Annotated in this window: 15 protein-coding genes; 9 read left to right on the forward strand and 6 right to left on the reverse strand. The window is 67.5% G+C overall.

The genetic code is table 11. The features are described from left to right. The first annotated feature begins 2 nt into the window (after window positions 1-2). Together H6717_21680 and H6717_21685 are read left to right on the forward strand one after the other, a co-directional pair. A complete protein-coding gene (locus H6717_21680) occupies window positions 3-2135 on the forward strand; it encodes a hypothetical protein (GenBank protein ID MCB9579655.1) in 2133 nt (710 codons plus the stop codon). 106 nt (window positions 2136-2241) lie between these two features. Beyond that, window positions 2242-3129: a hypothetical protein gene (locus H6717_21685; GenBank protein ID MCB9579656.1), complete on the forward strand. Its 888-nt coding sequence runs from the start codon at window positions 2242-2244 to the stop codon at window positions 3127-3129. 40 nt (window positions 3130-3169) lie between these two features. Here H6717_21685 and H6717_21690 read toward each other — a convergent pair whose 3' ends face one another. The 3 genes from H6717_21690 to H6717_21700 are packed head-to-tail and all read right to left on the reverse strand — an operon-like array spanning window position 3170 to window position 6172. Further along, entirely contained in the window at window positions 3170-3472 is a 303-nt protein-coding gene (locus tag H6717_21690) for a hypothetical protein (protein MCB9579657.1), read from the reverse strand. Between the two features lie 31 nt (window positions 3473-3503). After that, window positions 3504-5087, reverse strand: coding sequence for a thrombospondin type 3 repeat-containing protein (locus H6717_21695; GenBank protein MCB9579658.1), 1584 nt, complete (start codon window positions 5085-5087; stop codon window positions 3504-3506). Next, entirely contained in the window at window positions 5084-6172 is a 1089-nt protein-coding gene (locus H6717_21700) for a hypothetical protein (protein MCB9579659.1), read from the reverse strand. Before H6717_21700 ends, H6717_21695 begins: the two co-directional genes overlap by 4 nt. 130 nt (window positions 6173-6302) lie before the next feature. On the opposite strand from H6717_21700, the gene H6717_21705 reads away from it, so the two are divergent. Then, window positions 6303-6842 (forward strand): hypothetical protein, encoded by a 540-nt coding sequence (locus H6717_21705; GenBank protein MCB9579660.1) that lies wholly within the window; start codon window positions 6303-6305, stop codon window positions 6840-6842. Window positions 6843-6844: 2 nt separating this feature from the next. On the opposite strand, the gene H6717_21710 is transcribed toward H6717_21705, so the two are convergent. Next, window positions 6845-7855, reverse strand: a complete 1011-nt coding sequence (locus H6717_21710; GenBank protein MCB9579661.1) for a hypothetical protein — start codon at window positions 7853-7855, stop codon at window positions 6845-6847. A gap of 156 nt (window positions 7856-8011) precedes the next feature. Between H6717_21710 and H6717_21715 the strand changes: the two genes are divergently transcribed. Then, entirely contained in the window at window positions 8012-9097 is a 1086-nt protein-coding gene (locus tag H6717_21715; protein MCB9579662.1) for a S1 family peptidase, read from the forward strand. After that, entirely contained in the window at window positions 9076-9531 is a 456-nt protein-coding gene (locus H6717_21720; GenBank protein MCB9579663.1) for an MYXO-CTERM sorting domain-containing protein, read from the forward strand. The genes H6717_21715 and H6717_21720 overlap by 22 nt, the downstream gene beginning before the upstream one ends. Here the strand turns inward: H6717_21720 and H6717_21725 are convergent. After that, entirely contained in the window at window positions 9524-10663 is a 1140-nt protein-coding gene (locus H6717_21725) for a hypothetical protein (protein ID MCB9579664.1), read from the reverse strand. The two genes, H6717_21720 and H6717_21725, sit on opposite strands and share 8 nt — an antisense overlap. Window positions 10664-10912: 249 nt before the next feature. Here H6717_21725 and H6717_21730 point away from each other — a divergent pair, with 249 nt between their 5' ends. Genes H6717_21730 through H6717_21745 form a run of 4 tightly spaced genes read left to right on the forward strand, consistent with a single transcriptional unit; the run spans window position 10913 to window position 14744 of the window. Continuing rightward, complete coding sequence (locus H6717_21730) at window positions 10913-11527, forward strand: sigma-70 family RNA polymerase sigma factor (GenBank protein ID MCB9579665.1); 615 nt, start codon at window positions 10913-10915, stop codon at window positions 11525-11527. Then, the gene (locus H6717_21735; GenBank protein MCB9579666.1) at window positions 11524-12699 is read left to right on the forward strand and encodes a FecR domain-containing protein; all 1176 of its coding nucleotides are present in this window, start codon (window positions 11524-11526) and stop codon (window positions 12697-12699) included. The genes H6717_21730 and H6717_21735 overlap by 4 nt, the downstream gene beginning before the upstream one ends. Further along, complete coding sequence (locus H6717_21740) at window positions 12696-13676, forward strand: hypothetical protein (protein ID MCB9579667.1); 981 nt, start codon at window positions 12696-12698, stop codon at window positions 13674-13676. The genes H6717_21735 and H6717_21740 overlap by 4 nt, the downstream gene beginning before the upstream one ends. Before the next feature lie 33 nt (window positions 13677-13709). Then, a complete protein-coding gene (locus H6717_21745; GenBank protein ID MCB9579668.1) occupies window positions 13710-14744 on the forward strand; it encodes a hypothetical protein in 1035 nt (344 codons plus the stop codon). Here the strand turns inward: H6717_21745 and H6717_21750 are convergent. Continuing rightward, entirely contained in the window at window positions 14738-16018 is a 1281-nt protein-coding gene (locus H6717_21750; GenBank protein ID MCB9579669.1) for a hypothetical protein, read from the reverse strand. The two genes, H6717_21745 and H6717_21750, sit on opposite strands and share 7 nt — an antisense overlap. Window positions 16019-16126: the final 108 nt, after the last annotated feature.

Consider the following 16126-nt stretch of genomic DNA (forward strand, 5'->3'; position numbering starts at 1 on the left):
GGATGGGTCTCGCTCTCGTGCTAGCGCTCGTCGTTCCCACGATCACAGGTTGTGGTGACGACGATTCCGGTTCACCGACCGCTCAGGAGAAACCGCCGCCCCAGCCCGAGGGCGGTTTGCCTTTGTTGGGCAGCGACTGCGATTCCTTGGTGCCCGAGTACTGCGCCATCCCGTTTCCGTCGAACGTGTACCTGCAAGACGACCCCACGGGGCTGAACACTTCCGGCAAGAGCGTGCGCTTCGGGGAGACCACGCTGCCGCCGCGCAAGAAGGACCAAGCTCACGCGGACCCGGCGCTGTTCTACGACCACGATGGCTTTTCGCCGTCGCAGGCTCCGATGACGTTCCTGCCGGGAGCCTCGGACGTGGGGCTCGCCACGCCGTACGACATCGAGCGCTCCCTGGACGACGATTCTCCGACGGTGCTGATCGAAGCGGACACCGGGCGGCACGTCCCGCACTGGGTGGACATCGACCAGAACACCCAAAACGACGGCACCGACGACAAGCCGGACCAACGGCTGGTGATGCTTCGGCCCGCCGAGCGCTTGAAGGACGGCACGCGCTACATCGTTGCCATCCGTGGGGTGCAGAACCAAGACGGACAGCTCATCGAGCCGTCGAAGGTGTTCCGGGCACTGCGCGACGACGAGAAGCTGGAAGCCGACGCCAGTGAAGCGGACGTTTGGACGGTGTACGCGCGCCGCAAGCTGTACGCGGACATCTTCGACAAGCTGAAGAGCGCCAACGTGGAGAAGGACGACCTTCAAATTGCGTGGGACTACACCACCGCCACCACCGAGAACGTCACCGGACGCATGATCGAGATGCGCGACAAGGCGCTCGCCGTGGTGGGCGAAGACGGCCCCAGCTTCAAGCTCTCCAACGTGGAAGAGCTCACGCCGGAGCAGAGCCCGGACCTGCTGCGGCGCATCGAAGTGACGATGACGGTGCCGCTGTACCTCACGGCGGCCAGCTTCGACTACGATCCGAACGGCCCCCTCGACCGGCTGAACCTGAACGAGCAGGGCGAGCTGGTTCAGAACGGCACCATGGACATGACCGTCCTGATCCTGGTGCCACGCAGCGTGGAGACGGCGGGCAAGCACGGGCTCTTGCAGAACGGCCACGGGTTGTTCGGCTCTCGCAACGAGGGGCGCGGTGGCTACCTGGCGCGAGCCGCCAACCGCAATCACTACATCGCCTTCGCCGTGAACTACTTCGGCTTCGACGAAGACTCCTTCCCTCTGGCCGGAGACGCCCTGGCCGGGCGCTTCGAGGCTTTCAAGGCGTTCCCCGAGCGGCAGATCCAAGGGATGGTGAACCAGCTTCTGGCCATGCGCATGATGATGGGTCGCGTGGCGAAGGACGGGATCAAGGACGACCAGAACAACGTGCTCTTGGACTCGGCGTGGATCGACCCCAGCGTGCGCGCGTACCGCGGCGATAGCCAAGGCGGCATCATGGGTGCCACGTACATGGCCGTCAGCACGGACGTGACCCGCGGCCTGTTGGGCGAGCCCGGCATGCCCTACAACCTGCTCCTGAACCGCAGCGTGGACTACGCCACCTACGCGCTGGTGCTGAACTCGGCCTTCGATTTCAACGCCGTGTACAACCAGCTGGTGCTCGGCCTGGCGCAAATGGAGTGGGATCGCAGCGAGCCCGGCGGCTTCGCCACCCACGTTCAGCAGGATCTGCTGCCGAACACCCCCGCCCACCGAGTCATCATGCACGTGGCGCGGGGCGACCATCAGGTCTCGAACTTCGGAGCCCACTTGATGGCGAGCGCCATCGGCGCCAAGCAGATGAAGTCCGACGACCCCCAGCAGCCGGTGTTCGACCCGATATACGGCGTGGACGAGGTGTCCGGGCCGGTGAGTGATGGCTCGGTCATCATCGAGTACGACTTCGGCCTCGCGAAGAACCCCGCCGGAAACGTGGCCAACAAGGATGGCTGCGATCCCCACGACCGAGTGCGGGACCTGATACCGTCTTACGATCAGCAGGACGAGTTCTATCGAACCGGCAACATCGTCTGGAAGTGCAAGGGCGCCTGCAACTGCGACGACAGCGGCAACGACCCGAACCAGGAAGAACGCTGCACGGAGACCTTCGAGAGCCAGTGCAAGTAGCCGGCCGGCAGCCTGATTTCCGGCCGCCGCTGCAAAAAATCCAAGGCCCCAAGTTTGTCGCCTTGCCATCGTCGGCAAGGCCGTTCAAGCTCCCTCGTCGCCTCCGATGGCACGACCCCGTGGGAACTCCAAGCTGCTGGTCCGGGAAGCACTGGACAGCGTCGTATCGCCGCCCGTGCGCGACGCGCTGCTCTCTTCCGCCATCGAACAGCTGCCCGAGCGCGAGATCCCGAGTGACCCGTTCGCATTTCGCGAGTTCGTGTGCGGTCCGCTGCGCGCAGTGTTGGCGCAGGGGCTCGGGCCGGAGCTGGCGGAGAGCATCGCGGACGAGCTGATCAACGTGGCGCGCTCGGGCGTGCGGCGCACGCCGCAGCGCCCGTCGGACGTGATGCCGGCAACGGGAGTCACGCCGCCCCATCGCGCCGGGCGCATCACGCCGCGGCGTTCATCGCGGCCCAAGATGCAGCGAGTGGAAGCACCTCGCCACGTGGCGGCGCCAACGCCCCCGCCGCAGTCCGGCACGCGCAATCCGCTGGGGTCGAGCTGGATCTCCGACGAGTACCCGTCGGGTGTCGCGCAGTCCCTGGGGCTCAGCTCGAGCTTTCCGCCGGAACAAACCGGGACGGTGGCCAGGCCCTTGGTGCTCGTGGCCAGTCGGGATCCGCGCATCGCGCCGCGTTTCGCGCGGCTCTTGGGGACGCGCACCGAGGTCGCGGAAGTGTCCAGCCTGCGCGAGCTGCTCTTCGACCTGGACGCCACCGACTCGAAGGTCGCGCTGCTGTTGGATTGCCGTCTGCCTTCCGTGCGGCCCTCCGCCCTCGCTGCGCTGGCGGACGAGCTGCCGGAGCACGCCTCCGTGGTGTTGTGGAATCCGACTCAGGCGCAGCTGGACAAGCTCGTCGAGATCAATCCTGCTGCCAGCAAGTTCGTGGTGTGTGGCCCAGGGGTCGGCAGCGAGGACGTCGCTTCGCGCTGCATGGACTTGGTCGGCTGATCGGGACGGGCTCGCGCCGGACCAACAAAAGAAGCCGGCTTCAGCGGCGTCGCTCTCGGCGATAGCGCTGAGCGCTGCGACCACTCCCGCCGATGAGCCCGAGGTCCATCAACAGGGCAATGGCGGTGAGCAGCCAGCCGAGGGGCGGCATCTGACCGGGCTGGCCCAGGGAGTTGATGCCAAAGGCAAAGGCCAGGGTGGTGAGCGGCAGAAAGAAGAAGCCGAGCAGCGGTAGGAGCCAGCTGCCGAAGGCGCGGCTCAGGTAACCGTGGTTCACGAACCACACCAAGAACAGCGCGAAGCGGGGGAACGCGACGGCGATGCAACCAACGAGGCAGGGCACGGCGCGAGCGTAGCAGACGAGGCCGAGCGAGCTATCGCCGGCGGCGGCGCGCGATGGCCACGCCCAGGCCGGCGGCGAGCAGCCACGCAGAGCTCGGAGCCTCGTTCACGGGAACGCTGCAGCCGCAGCCGCCCTTCATGGTTTCGTCGATCTGGCCGGCGGGGCCGGGGCCGTCGAAACCTTGTGAATCACCCAGATCGCCCGTGGTGCAGGCTTCGCCTTGGCCGTTCACGCCCGCCTTCTGGTCCGGATTGTAGACGTAGGGGCAGTTGTCCACGGAGTTGAAGACGCCGTCGCCGTCCAGGTCGTCGTCGCAGTCGTCGCCGATGTTGTCCTCGTCGGAGTCGTCCTGGTTGTCCGTCGCCAGGCGGGGGCACAAGTCCAAGCTGTTGGGAATGCCGTCGTTGTCCTGGTCGATGTCGCACAGATCTCCGATGCCGTCGCCATCCGTGTCCGTCACGTTCATGCTCGCGACGGTGGGACAGTTGTCCATCAGATCCGGGATGCTGTCGTTGTCGTCGTCCTCGTCGCAGGCGTTGCCTTCGCCGTCGCCGTCGGTGTCCAACTGGTCGGAGTTGGCTCCGCTGGGGCAGTTGTCGTCTGCGTCCGGAACGCCATCGTCGTCGTCGTCGTCCTCGCAGGCGTCGCCCTTGCCGTCTTGGTCGCTGTCGAGCTGGTCGGCGTTCTTCACCAGCTTGCAGTTGTCCTTGGTGTCGGCCACGCCGTCGCCGTCATCGTCGGAATCACAGGCGTTGCCCTTGCCGTCTTTGTCGGTGTCTTGCTGGCTCTTGTTCGCCGTGGTGGGGCAGTTGTCCTTGCTGTCGGCGACGCCGTCGCCGTCGTCGTCGGAATCGCAGACGTCGCCCTTGCCGTCCTTGTCGGTGTCCAGCTGGCCCGAGTTCTTGTTCAGCGGGCAGTTGTCCTTGGTGTCGGCGACGCCATCGCCGTCGTCGTCGCTGTCACAAGCGTCGCCCTTGCCGTCCTTGTCGGTGTCTTTCTGGCTGCTGTTCTTGGTGGACGGACAATTGTCCTTGTTGTCCGCAACGCCGTCGCCGTCCTTGTCGGTGAACTCCTGGATGTTGTCCCGCCGAATGGCCTTGTAGCTGGAGCTGATGCTGCGGCCGCCGCGAACGCAGCCATAGCTGCAGCCCTTGCACTCGATGGCCGTGACCCAGCCCCACGGGTCGCCGCTTTCGTACAGGAAGATGTGGCCGGCACCGCCCGTGTTGTACACGAACGAATCGGCCTTCTTCGCGTTGGAGCGAGAGATGGTGCTCCAGTGGTAGGAGTAGTTGTCGAAGTAGTAGGTGGAGTAGGGGTGCGCGTCGGTGCTCACGCTGATGGAACCGGGTACCTGCCACGCCTTCGCCACGAAGCCGGAGCAGTCCGCGCCGTAGGAGCCATAGTGGCTGCAGCTGGGGCAGCCGCCGGAGCAGGAGCCGTAGCTGGTGGAGGTCGTGCTCCAACGTCCGTGGCCCCACCAGTAGGAGAACTTCACCACGCCCTTGCCGCGCGCGATGATCTGATCGCGGGTCATGGCCGGCGGCGCTGCCAGCGCGGGCGCCGCGACGGCGAGCCCGAAGGCGAAGGCGAGGACTTTGCTCGGGAGGTTCATAGCGCCACCTTGCTCAGCGTCACGCCGCGTTCGTCCCAGCCCATGTGGTAGAGGGCGCCGTCCGCGCCCACGCGAATGCGACGAAAGCTCTCCTCGGCGCCGCGGTTGGCGGGCAATCGGACCCGCGTCAGCTCGGCGCCGTTCGGTTCGAGCACGACCACCTCTTCCGCGGCGTCGAGCACGTCGAAGCTGGGAGCCGAACCCTCGAGCAGCAGGCTGGCGCCGAGGAAGATGCGGCCGTGGGCGTCGGTGTCCAACGACAGGATCTGCCACACGGGCAGGTCGAAACCGACCTTCACCAGCGGCTCCGCGGGGTCGTCGCCCCGCTTGCGGGCGATCCACGCGGCGAGCTCGCCGCTCTTGGATGCACGCAGCACCGAGCCGTCCGGAGCGAAGCGCCCCTGAACGATGTCGCGATCGTCGAGGGGGTTCTCGTCGGCGTCGGCCACTCGCACCAAGTTCTGGTGCTGGACCTCGACCCAAGTGCCGTCGTCGCGCTGGAACAAGCCGGTGACGTCACCGCCTTCCTTGATGCCTTGGCCCACCAGGCCGATCTCGTGCGTGACGTGCCCGGCTTCGTCGACGTAGGCGACGCTCTCGGTGGCGAGCCGGTCCAGAAGAGCGAGGCTCTTGCTCTTGGTGAGCGCCACGTCTTGGAAGGTGTCTGCGGGCAGCGGCACCGAGCGCGGCTCGGCGCCGGGCTCGAAGACCTCCACGCGACCATTCACCTGGTCGAGCACGAAGGCGCTCCCATGCTCGTCCACGGCGAAGCTCATCGGCCCTTCCGGGGACGACTCGTTGGCGATCTTCTTGCCGAGCTGTCCCGGGCCGCCGCCCCAGCGAGCCTGCACGACGGGCACTGCGCGCTTCGGTGCTGCGGTGGGCTTCGCTGCAGATGCTTTGGGTTCTTGGGGTCGGGTCGGCGCGAGCACGGCGTGCACCAGCGGCGCCGCCGTGGGGGCGGAGACGGGCGCCGGCGAGGCGGACCGGTGCGCGGAGCGCTCCGCCTTCGGCGAGCGCCACAGGAGCGCGGCGACGATGGCCAGGGACGCGGAGCCAATCAGGGCGAGATGGCGCTTTCGCATGGCAGTGGCAGAAGGAATTGCAAGCCGGGGGCCGTGCGAAACGATCGAGATCTCCACTACTTGCAGGGTCGGTGCCGCCAACCGGGAGTTGGCGCTGAAACCCCCGGTTGGCACGAGCTACCTTCACGCCATGCGTCAGCTGGTTCTGTGCTTGGCCCTTTCTGCCTGTGCGTCCGCACCCCCTTTGCCTCCCGAGCCGCCCTCGGACTGCGGCACCGAGCGGGCGGAGCTCGAACGAAAGCTGCAGCGCGCGGAGCAGCGCATTGCCGAGCTCGAAGCAGACAAGAACGACGACCCGCCCCCCGTCATCGCCGTCGCTCCGGCGGCGGTTCCAGAGCGCGTGAGGGAGGGCTCCTACCGAGTGCCTCGCGCCTTCCTGGACGATCTACTCAGCGATCAGAGCCGCTTGATGCGCAGCGTGCGCGTAGTGCCGGCTCAGAAGGACGGCGTGATCACGGGAGTGCGCTTGTTCGGGATTCGACCCGAAAGTCCGCTTTCCACTCTTGGGTTCTCCAACGGAGACGAGCTCCGCAAGATCAACGGTCAAGAGGTGTCCAGCCCGGACGAGGCGCTGAAGGCCTACACCCAAGTTCGGGGCGCGAGCGTCATCGACGTCGAGCTGGTCCGAAACTCGGAGCCCATCACCCTGCACTACCAGATCGTGGACTGAGCTTAACGCGTCGACGCCAGGAGCGAGAAGGCCTGGGCCAGGCCATCGTGTAGCGCCTTGACGTCGCCCTGCTTCCAGGTGGAGCGATCCCCGCGCACGAAGGTGGTCAGGTCCTTGCGGTTGTCGAAGCGTGCCGTCGGCAGGTGGAACACGCGGTCGCGGTAGTTGACCGAGCCATCCGGTGCGTGGTCGGCGAAAATGCGCTCGACGCGCACCGTGTTCGGCTTGTCGGACTGTTCCAAGAGCCACGCCATGTCGTCACAGCCGTACTGACCGAGCATGACTTCCATGGGCACGGAGTGGTGCAAGATGGATCCTTGGCCGTCCGGGCGTCCACGCTCGATGTTCTTGCGACGTGATTCCTCCGGGTCCACCCAGATGTAGAGCACGGACGCGCGGGAGAGGATCTGCTCCGAGAGCTGCTGGAACGCTGCCTGGTAGCCCACTGGCGGCGTGAGAGGAAAGGCCGCGCCGTTGGGTCCACCCCGGGCCGCCTCGATCACGACGGTCTTGCCCTTCGGGTCTCGGGAGCAGGTTGCGTTCTTGGCATCCAGCTCCGCGCGACACTCCGCTTCCATCGCTTCCGCGATTCGCTTGCGAACGCGATACGGCAGCTCCCCCATGTGCTCGGGAAGGCCGACCAAGGCGTGCGCCGCATCCATGCGATCGAAGAGGTGCTGAGCGGCCGACGAGACCTGGGTCTGGCGACCGTTGATCAAGTCGTCGAAGTCGTCGTTCAGGAGCTCCACCAACGCCGCCCATTCCCACTCATCCTGGAATGCCCGGTGAGGGCCCCTGTAAAACGCGTAGGGCAGTCCGTTCGCTTTCAGCTCGTCGTCGATACGATGCATGAAGTGGACGTAGGGGTAATCGTCCAGCTGCAGCGTAGGCCCCATGTGGAAATCGCGTTCCGCTTGCTCTGGCGTCAAGCTCGCCAAATAACGACGAACCTCGGACTTTCCCGAGGCGGGGAGGGAGAACAACAGGACCGTATCGAGGATCTGAGCGTTCACGGTCGGGCAATACCACAGCCCCGAAGCTCTGGGCAGAAGCGCCCGTCAGGCGCCGGCGGTCCAGCGTAAGCACGGGAAATGTGTGTCAATCCTGGGCATCGGCTCGGGAAGGTGTGACACTACATGCCCCCCTTTAAGGCTTGCACGGAGAAGCGAATGATCCGAGTCGCACGCGTCAGCATTGCTTTGCCTTTCCTCGTCTTCGCCGGTTGCTCGGGTGGTGACCCCACGCCGCCAGCGACGAGCTCGGTATCCGAGGCCATCATTGGTGGCGTGACCGACAGCGGCACCGGAGCGCATCCATCCGTCGTGATGCTGACCAACCCCGGTGGCGCCTGCACCGGGTCGCTGATTGCACCGAAGCTGGTGCTCACTGCCCGTCATTGCGTGTCGCAGAACATCACCCAGGGCATCGGCTGCGACATCTACGGAACGTCGTCGAACGGCGATCACGTGGGCGCGGACTACTCGCCGTCCAGCTTCAGCATCTACACCGGCGTGAACCCCAACTGGGGCTCTCCCGTCGCCAAGGGTGCGCAGCTGTTCCACGTGTCGGGCAAGAACCTGTGCAACGACGACATTGCCTTGATCGTGCTGGACAAGGCCGTGACTGGCTTGACCCCGCTCCCGATTCGGCTGGATTTTGGTCCGCAGATTGGCGAGCTCCTGACAGCCGTGGGCTACGGCGCCGTCAACGACAACCAGGTGGGCGCCGGAACGCGGCGCCGTCGCGCGAACGTCCCGGTGCGCAGCGTGGGCCAAGACTGGAACGAGCTGAACGGTGTCGGGGAATTCTCGACGGGTCAGGCCGTGTGCTCCGGAGATTCCGGTGGTCCGGTGTTCTCGCCGGCGGGGGGCGTCATCGGCATCGCGTCACGCGTGTCCAACTGCTCCGACCCGAACGCGAGCGCCAAGTACGTTCGCCTCGACTACCACAAGGATCTGATCCTGCAGGCCTTCGCCGCCGCGGGCGCGTCCCCCGTGTTGGAGCCGGGCACGGCGCCCACGCCGCCCACCCCGAAGGACGTCGGTGAGAGCTGCAAGACGGGCGCAGACTGCAAGTCCTTCCTGTGCGGCCAGGGCTCCATCTGCAGCCAGTTCTGCTCGGGGACCAGCTGTCCCACGGGGACCTACTGCGCGGACTCCACCATCGTGATTTCCGGGCAGTCCGTCCAGGAGAACACCTGCGTGAAGCTGCCCGCGTCCACGGCCTGCGAGCAATGCCGCGCGGGGATTGCGTGAACGTCACCACGACGTGCCTGAACAATCCCGACTGCAAGGCCATCCTGGATTGTGCCGACGCATGCAGCGACTCGGCGTGCCTGCAGGGCTGCCAAGCCGGTCATGCCGGCGGTGCGGACGACTACGATTCCCTCAGCTACTGCGCTTGCCAAACCTGTCCCACGGAGTGCGCGAACCTGTGCACGGGTACCGGCGGCAGCGGAGGAGCAGGCGGCGCGCCGTCCGGTGGCAGCGGTGGCGTGGGCGCAGCGGGCGGTGGTGGCGTCGGCAACGTGGGCGGTTTTGCCGGAGCAGCCGGTGCGCCGCAGACCAACTCGTCCTCCGGTTCTTCCGGCGGTTGCAGCACGAGCGGGGGCCGCGCGCCCAACGCTCCGTGGTGGGCGCTGCTCGGTCTCGCGGCGGTGCTCGGCCGTCGCCGCCGGCGCGTCAGTTGAAGGTCTGCCCGGTGTTCGGCTGCCCCGGGGTCGCCGTCGCCGGGCCCGACCAGGTGAAGCTCGCGTAGGCGTGACCGGTACCGGTCAGTCCCAAGGACTGGCCGACGGGCGTGGTGGAGAGCTCCGACACGCCGATGTCCGTGGATGCTTGGCCGGCGGCGGCGGCATCCGTGGGCGTAAAGCTCCCTTCGTAGCTCAAGAACTGGATCACGTTGTTGCCGGCGTCCACCAGCGCAACGCCATCCGGCTCGGGGGAGCCGTCGGCGCCACCGTTCTGGATGTTGGTGGCGTCGACCCACACGGTGCCGTAGCCGTTCTGCTGGTTCGGGATGCTGCCGCTCAGCGTCTTGGTCATGTAGCTGACGAGCTGGGTCGGCGAGCCGTTGTAGAACACCAAGGTGTAGCCGCTCAGACTCGTCCCGGCAGCGCCCGCCACTTCTACGCCCTCGCCAGTGTCCGTACCGGCGTTGTCGTAGTGGAGCTCGTTGATCCAAACGCCCGACGCCGGCGGGCTGCCGCAGCTTCCACAGCCGAGGGAGGTGACCTCTCCGGCGCAGATCGAGTCCCAGCCGGTGGCGCAGAACGAATCGCTGTCGCTCACACAGCCCACGACGGCGTCGCTGCTGCAGCTTCCGGCCGAGCAACAGTCCGAAGGCGTGGGGCAGGTGCCGCAACTCGCGAGCAGGGTCTCCCCGGCGCAGACCGTGTCCCACTCGGTGTTGCAGCAGAAGCTGTCGGTCGCGCACACGCACGCCTGAACCGTGGCGTCGTTGCAGCCGGTGACGCCCGGGGTCGCCGTGCAGCAATCGCCCCCACCCGTGCTGCCACCGGTGCCACCCGTACCGCCGGTGCCACCAATCCCACCCGTGCCGCCCGTTCCACCCGCGCCACCGGTTCCACCGGTTCCACCCGTGCCACCCGTGCCGCCCGTCGCACCTGCACCGGCAGCGCCGCCGGTCGCGCCCGCGCCAGCAGCGCCACCGCCACCAGAAGCACCGGCTCCCGCAGCGCCCCGCCGCCGGTCGCCCCCGCGCCTGCAGCGCCCCCCGTGTTGGTCGCCCCGCCCCCGCGCTACCCCCCGTACTCCCGCCAAAGCCGCCGGTGGCACCGCCGTCCGTAGCACCGAAGCCACCGAAGTTACCAAAGCCGCCGGAGCCTCCATTGCCCACGCCAGTGTCGGACTGTGCGCACCCCGCCACGCTCAGCGCCACACCGGAAACGACCACCAATCCAACTGACCGGAGCATGCGCGAAACGCTACTGCGGGCCACCGGACGTGCAAAATACTTCGCCGTAACCGTCGAAGATCACGTGTGTATTCGTGGAGCCTGGAGAAAGTGTGAGCCGCCGGCGGGCCGGCTGGCCATGGTCCTCGGGAAGGATGCCGCGGCCGGTTCTCAAGCTTCGGGGCGAGACCCTGCGCCTGTTGGCGCCGGTGGAGGAACGCGTCTCGTTGGTCGAGGCCCTGAAGGCGAAGGAGCCCTGGGCGGAGCGCGCCTTGGTGGAGGAGCACACGGGGTACGTGGAACGCCTCGTCACCCGGGTGCTCGGTCCTCACGCGGACCTGGACGATCTGGTCCAAGAGGTCTTCATTCGAGCCCTCGCCCGGGTGGAGGATCTCCGAGACGACGGCGTGAAGAACTGGATTGGCGCGTTTGCGGTGAACGTGGCGCGTGAAGCATTGCGCAAGCGGCGCCGGTGGAGCTGGATACGGATCGTCGCGCCAGAGGACACCCCGGACGTGGACTCGGGGGTCGCGTCTCCCGAGGTGCAAGCGGCGATGCGCGCTCTGTACGGCCTGCTCGACCGCATGGACCCCGAGGATCGAGTGGTCTTCACCCTGCGCGCCATCGAGGGGCTCGAGCTGTTGGAGGTGGCAGCCCTCACGGACCTCTCGCTGTCCACGACCAAGCGGCGCTTCAAACGCGCAGAGGAACGCCTTCGCGAGCAGGCCCGACGCCATGCTCTGCTTTCGGATTGGGTGGAGGAGCGATGAGCCACTCACTACAGAATCTGGCGGACCAGATCCGAGTCGCCCAAGACGAGGCGCTGGAGCGGCGTTCGCACGCGCCAGCGGAGCAACGCCTCGCCCGCATCCATGCGGAGCTCGGACGCAGGAGCGCCGCGCCCCGGCGCGTTTGGACCGTCACCGTGGCGGCTCTGGTGGCGGCTGCCGCCATCGTCGTCTGGGTGGTGTCTCGTCCTGCCGTTCCGCTCTCGGCGATGGCGGGCGGCAAGTCCGTGGAGGTGAACGGCTATCTGCACGCCGCCAACGCGGCGCAAGCGCTCTCCTTCTCCGACGGTACCCGTTTGACCCTCGCCGAGAACGCAGCGGTTCGCGTGGTGAGCATCGATGCGCGGGGGGCTCGGGTGGCCCTGGAGCGCGGCGAGCTCCACGCCGCGGTCATCCATCGACCCAAAGCACGCTGGGTAGTGGCGGCAGGTCCGTACCAGGTGCTGGTCACGGGAACGAAGTTCGACGCCCGTTACGATCCCGGCAGTGAGACGCTGCGCGTCGAGATGCGAGAGGGATCCGTGCGGGTGACCGGCGGATGTCTGACGTCGCCACGAACCCTCGCCAATCAGGAGCAGGGCGAGTTTCGCTGCGGGAGCCCGAAAGCGGTCGCGCCGCCCCCGGAGCAGGCGAAGCCCGTCGCGCCCCCGCTCCCCACGGCGAGCGCGCCACCTCCCGCACCCAAGGTCAAGGCAGATTGGCGCGCGCTCGCGAGCGACGGGCGCTTCAAGGCAGCGCTCGCGGCCGCCGAGGCGGAGGGTTTCTCCTCGCTGTGCACCCAGGAGTCGAGCGACGGCCTGGTGCAGCTGGGCAACGCGGCGCGCTTGGCCGGCAATCCCGCGCGAGCCGCCGAGGCGTATCTGGCACTGCGCCAGCGCTTCGCGGGGTCTGCGGCAGCAGCCCGCGCCGCCTTCCAACTGGGTCGCTTGGCGTTCGACGGCTCGGGAGACTACGCCGCCGCGCGCCGCTGGTTCGGCGCGTATCTGGCGGAGCAGCCGGGCGGCGGCTTTGCCCAAGAGGCGCTCGGTCGTCTGATGGAGGCGGAGCAGCGGCAAGGGGATGGCGAAGCGGCACGGCGCTCGGCGACGCGTTACCTCGCCCAATTCCCGAGCGGCGCCCACGCCGCGTTGGCCCGCACGCTCGTCGCGGAATGAAGCTCCGACGTTTGCTTCTCGCGGCGGTGCTCTGGGCACAGAGTGCCTCCGGCGCCAGCGTTCGCTACCTCTCGAGCGAGGCCGAGGCGTTCGATCGTCGCGTGGTCGCGGAGCTCGAGAGTGTTGGCTTCGTGGTGGACCAGCCCGCGTCGGAGGTCGTCGAGCTACCGGAAGACTGCGTGGCCATCGTGCGCGTCAGCGGCGGCCAGGTGGAGGTGTGGCTCAATGGCGACGACGGCTTGCGACTGGCCGAGACGATGCCTCGAGATCCCACCTTGGACGAGGACAGCGTTCGCATCGCCGAACGCCTGCGGGGACTGCTCGCGCCGCTCGCCCACGCGCCGGAACCGCACGGCGAGCTGCCCCCACCGCCGCCCCCGATCCCCGCGCCGGAGCCGGAGCCGCCGCCGCCAGAGCCGTCCGCGCCGCCGCCGGTCGCGCCGCCGCCACGGCTGGAGCCCCCGCCGGACAGAGACTGGGAAGCCGGAGCGGGAGTGGCCGCGGCGAGCCAACCAGGAGGCCTTGGAACAGCTGCAGCGGTGTGGCTGCGACGGCGGGTCGTTGGCCATGCCTTCGGCGAGCTCGTCGGGCAGTGGCCGCTCACGTCGTCTCGCATCGAGCGCGGCACCGCGCGCGCGGATGTCGACGCGCGCCTGCTCTCCGCTTCGGCGAGCTACGCCTGGCTGGAGGAGCCCGCGTGGACGCTGCGAAGTGGAGTCGGTGCCACCTTCGCCTGGGTGGAAGCGCGCGGCGATGCGCCGTCGCCACGGCGCGCCAGCGACGAATCCGCGGTGCGCGTGCTGCCCCACGCCTGCGCGGACGTCGCGTTTCGGCTGACGCCCGCCATCGGATTGGCGGGGGGCGTGATGCTGGGCTACGCCCCGGCGAAGCTCGACATCGCTTTTGGATCGGACGTGGTGGGCACTTGGGGTCGACCGCTGCTGATCGGTTTCGCCGGTGTCTCGTTCTTTCCGTGAGCCGTCGATCAGCTCCACGGCCATGACAACGACATGAGCAAAGTCCTTCTTTCCACACTTCTTCTTCTCACGTCCGCCTGCGGGGGCTCCACCCTCGAGCCCGTGCAAGACGGCACCGGTGGCGCGGGCGGTACTGGTGGCACCACCAACACGGGAGGCACCGGCGGCACCAACACCGGCGGCAACAGCGGCGCTGCCGGCAGCGGCGGCCAATCGGCGTGCACCACGCCCAACCCGGCGGGCTGCAAACAGACCGGCTGCGACGCGGGCTTCGTGTGCAACACCGACGCGACCGTGTGCAAGCCGTCCAACTGCACCTGCGGCGCGAGCTCGAACACGTGGGGATGCACGCTGGACTGCGGCGGTGGCGTGTGCACGCCATCCCCGACCGGAAAGGACTACTTCGTTCGCATCGGTTTCACCGGCGGCCAGGTGAGCCTCTCGGACTTTTGCGTCGCGTACTCGAAGAACGGCAACGATTTCGTGTTCGAGCCGCAGGGACTCTTGGCGGCGAACGGAGAAGCGCCCGAGACGTTGAACGGCTTTCAGCGATTCACGAAGTACTTGCCTCTCGACAAGGCGCCCTTGGCGTTCGCGTTGGCCACGGGCGGCAGCTGCAGCAACGTGTTCTACGTCGCCGAGACGCCCACCCCCACGCCCAACTACATGACGTTGCTTTCGGCGCCGTACTCGGGCGAGGCGCCGGAGGTCTGGGTGCTGCCGGATTCCGGTCCGCAATCCGGCTCGGTATCGTCGCGCTACCGGGTGATCAACGCCACCAGCTGGGCCGATTCGCTGAAGGTCGACTTGGACGGAGCAGATGCCAGCACGGCGTTGTTCGGTGCGCAGGGCGACTACAGCTACGCCACGGCCAGCGAGAGCCACCTGTGGAAGCTCAACATCGACGACGGCCAAGACAAGTACGTCGGGGACTTCGTCAACATCGATCTGCTGGCGCTGAGCTACACGACGATCTTCGTCGTGGGTGCCTATCGCGTCATCGGCTGCCTGGACGGCAAGGGCCAGGACGCCACCTGCTTCGAGGCGACGACGACGAAGCTTCAGTGAGCCGTGAGCGCGACGTCGGTGCTTCCGGCGCTGTTGAAGACGATGCCCAGGCCGATGAGCCCGGCGCCGGCACCGGTGGTGATGAGCCCCCACTTCTTCAGATCGCTGCCGGTGGAGCTGTCGCCGCTCGAGACCAGGGCGCCGGTGAGCAGCGTACTGCCACCGCCGATCACGGCCAGCACTCCCAGGCTCAGGGTGGTGACGCCGAGCACTTGATACGTCGAGTTGCCCGGCGTCACCTTCACGTCCACGTCGCCCTGCTTGTCGTACAGCTGAAACGGCGCCGAGTCCGGGAACGCCTCGCCGCTGACCGCCAAGGGCTGACCGAGGCGCGCGTCCAGATAGGTGTCACAGCTGCCGGAGCACAAGATGGTGCTCGCTCCCAGGCTCTCGTAGCCACCTTGCACCGGCCGCAGCTTCTGCACCCCGTAGCCGCGAAGCTGCACGTTCGAATCCGGGCTCTCGATGTGCACGCGCACCACGCCGGGGCCGTCCGTCACCAGCGGTCCGCGAGCTTCCTCCACCGCGGGGGCCAGCGGCCCGGGCGCCATGCCCGCCAGGCTCGACAGCGGCGATACCTCCACCCGCAAGAGCGCGCCGCATCCATCCGGCGGCCCTTGATCTTCCGCGCTGGAGGTCTCGCAGGAGTGGGGGTCGCCATCGCGATTGAGGATCTCCTTCGCGCGGGACTGCCGCGCTCCGGCCCCCGTGCCGAGCACGTTCACGCCGCCGCCGGCTTCGCTTTCGGCCCCCGCCGAGAACTCGAAGGCGCCGGCCGTGAGGCCCGTGACCACGTGCGTGGCCCCGCTGCACGCTCCGCTCATGTTCTTGGCTTCCGTGCTGGCCGCGTCGTAGCGCCCCACCACGTGCATCGCGACGTCCAGCTCACCTGCTTTTTGCAGGCGTCCTTCCAGTGAGGCGGCGCCCACCGGGAGCTGCGCGTACAGCTCGTCGTTGTCGCGAATGGTCACTTGCTCGAGCTTCCGCGTGGTGGGCGTGTAGCGATACGCGCCGTCCACACGACACTGGCTGAGCACTTCCATCTCGCAGCCTTCGTAGCGCACGACCACCAGCCCACGCTTCACCGCGGCTTCCAGGGCTGCGCGATCGGAGGAGGGCCACTCGATGATCAACGGACGATCCGTGCTCTTGCGCACACCGCACTTGGTCTGCCCTTCGGGCTGAAATGTCGGCGCCTTGGGCTCGGGCGCCACGCTCCCGCCACACCCCACGGAAACCAAAGCGACCGCACAAAACCAAGGATTGAGCCTCACGGCAGCGTTCTACGATAGTTCACCGCGCTCCTCCCCTGCCTTTGGCAAGGGCGCGGAAAAAGCAGAATTCATGCCGTGCGCACCCCACGGTTGTGTGGGAACAAGGAC

Source organism: Polyangiaceae bacterium (assembly GCA_020633235.1).
GTDB lineage: Bacteria > Myxococcota_A > Polyangia > Polyangiales > Polyangiaceae > JACKEA01.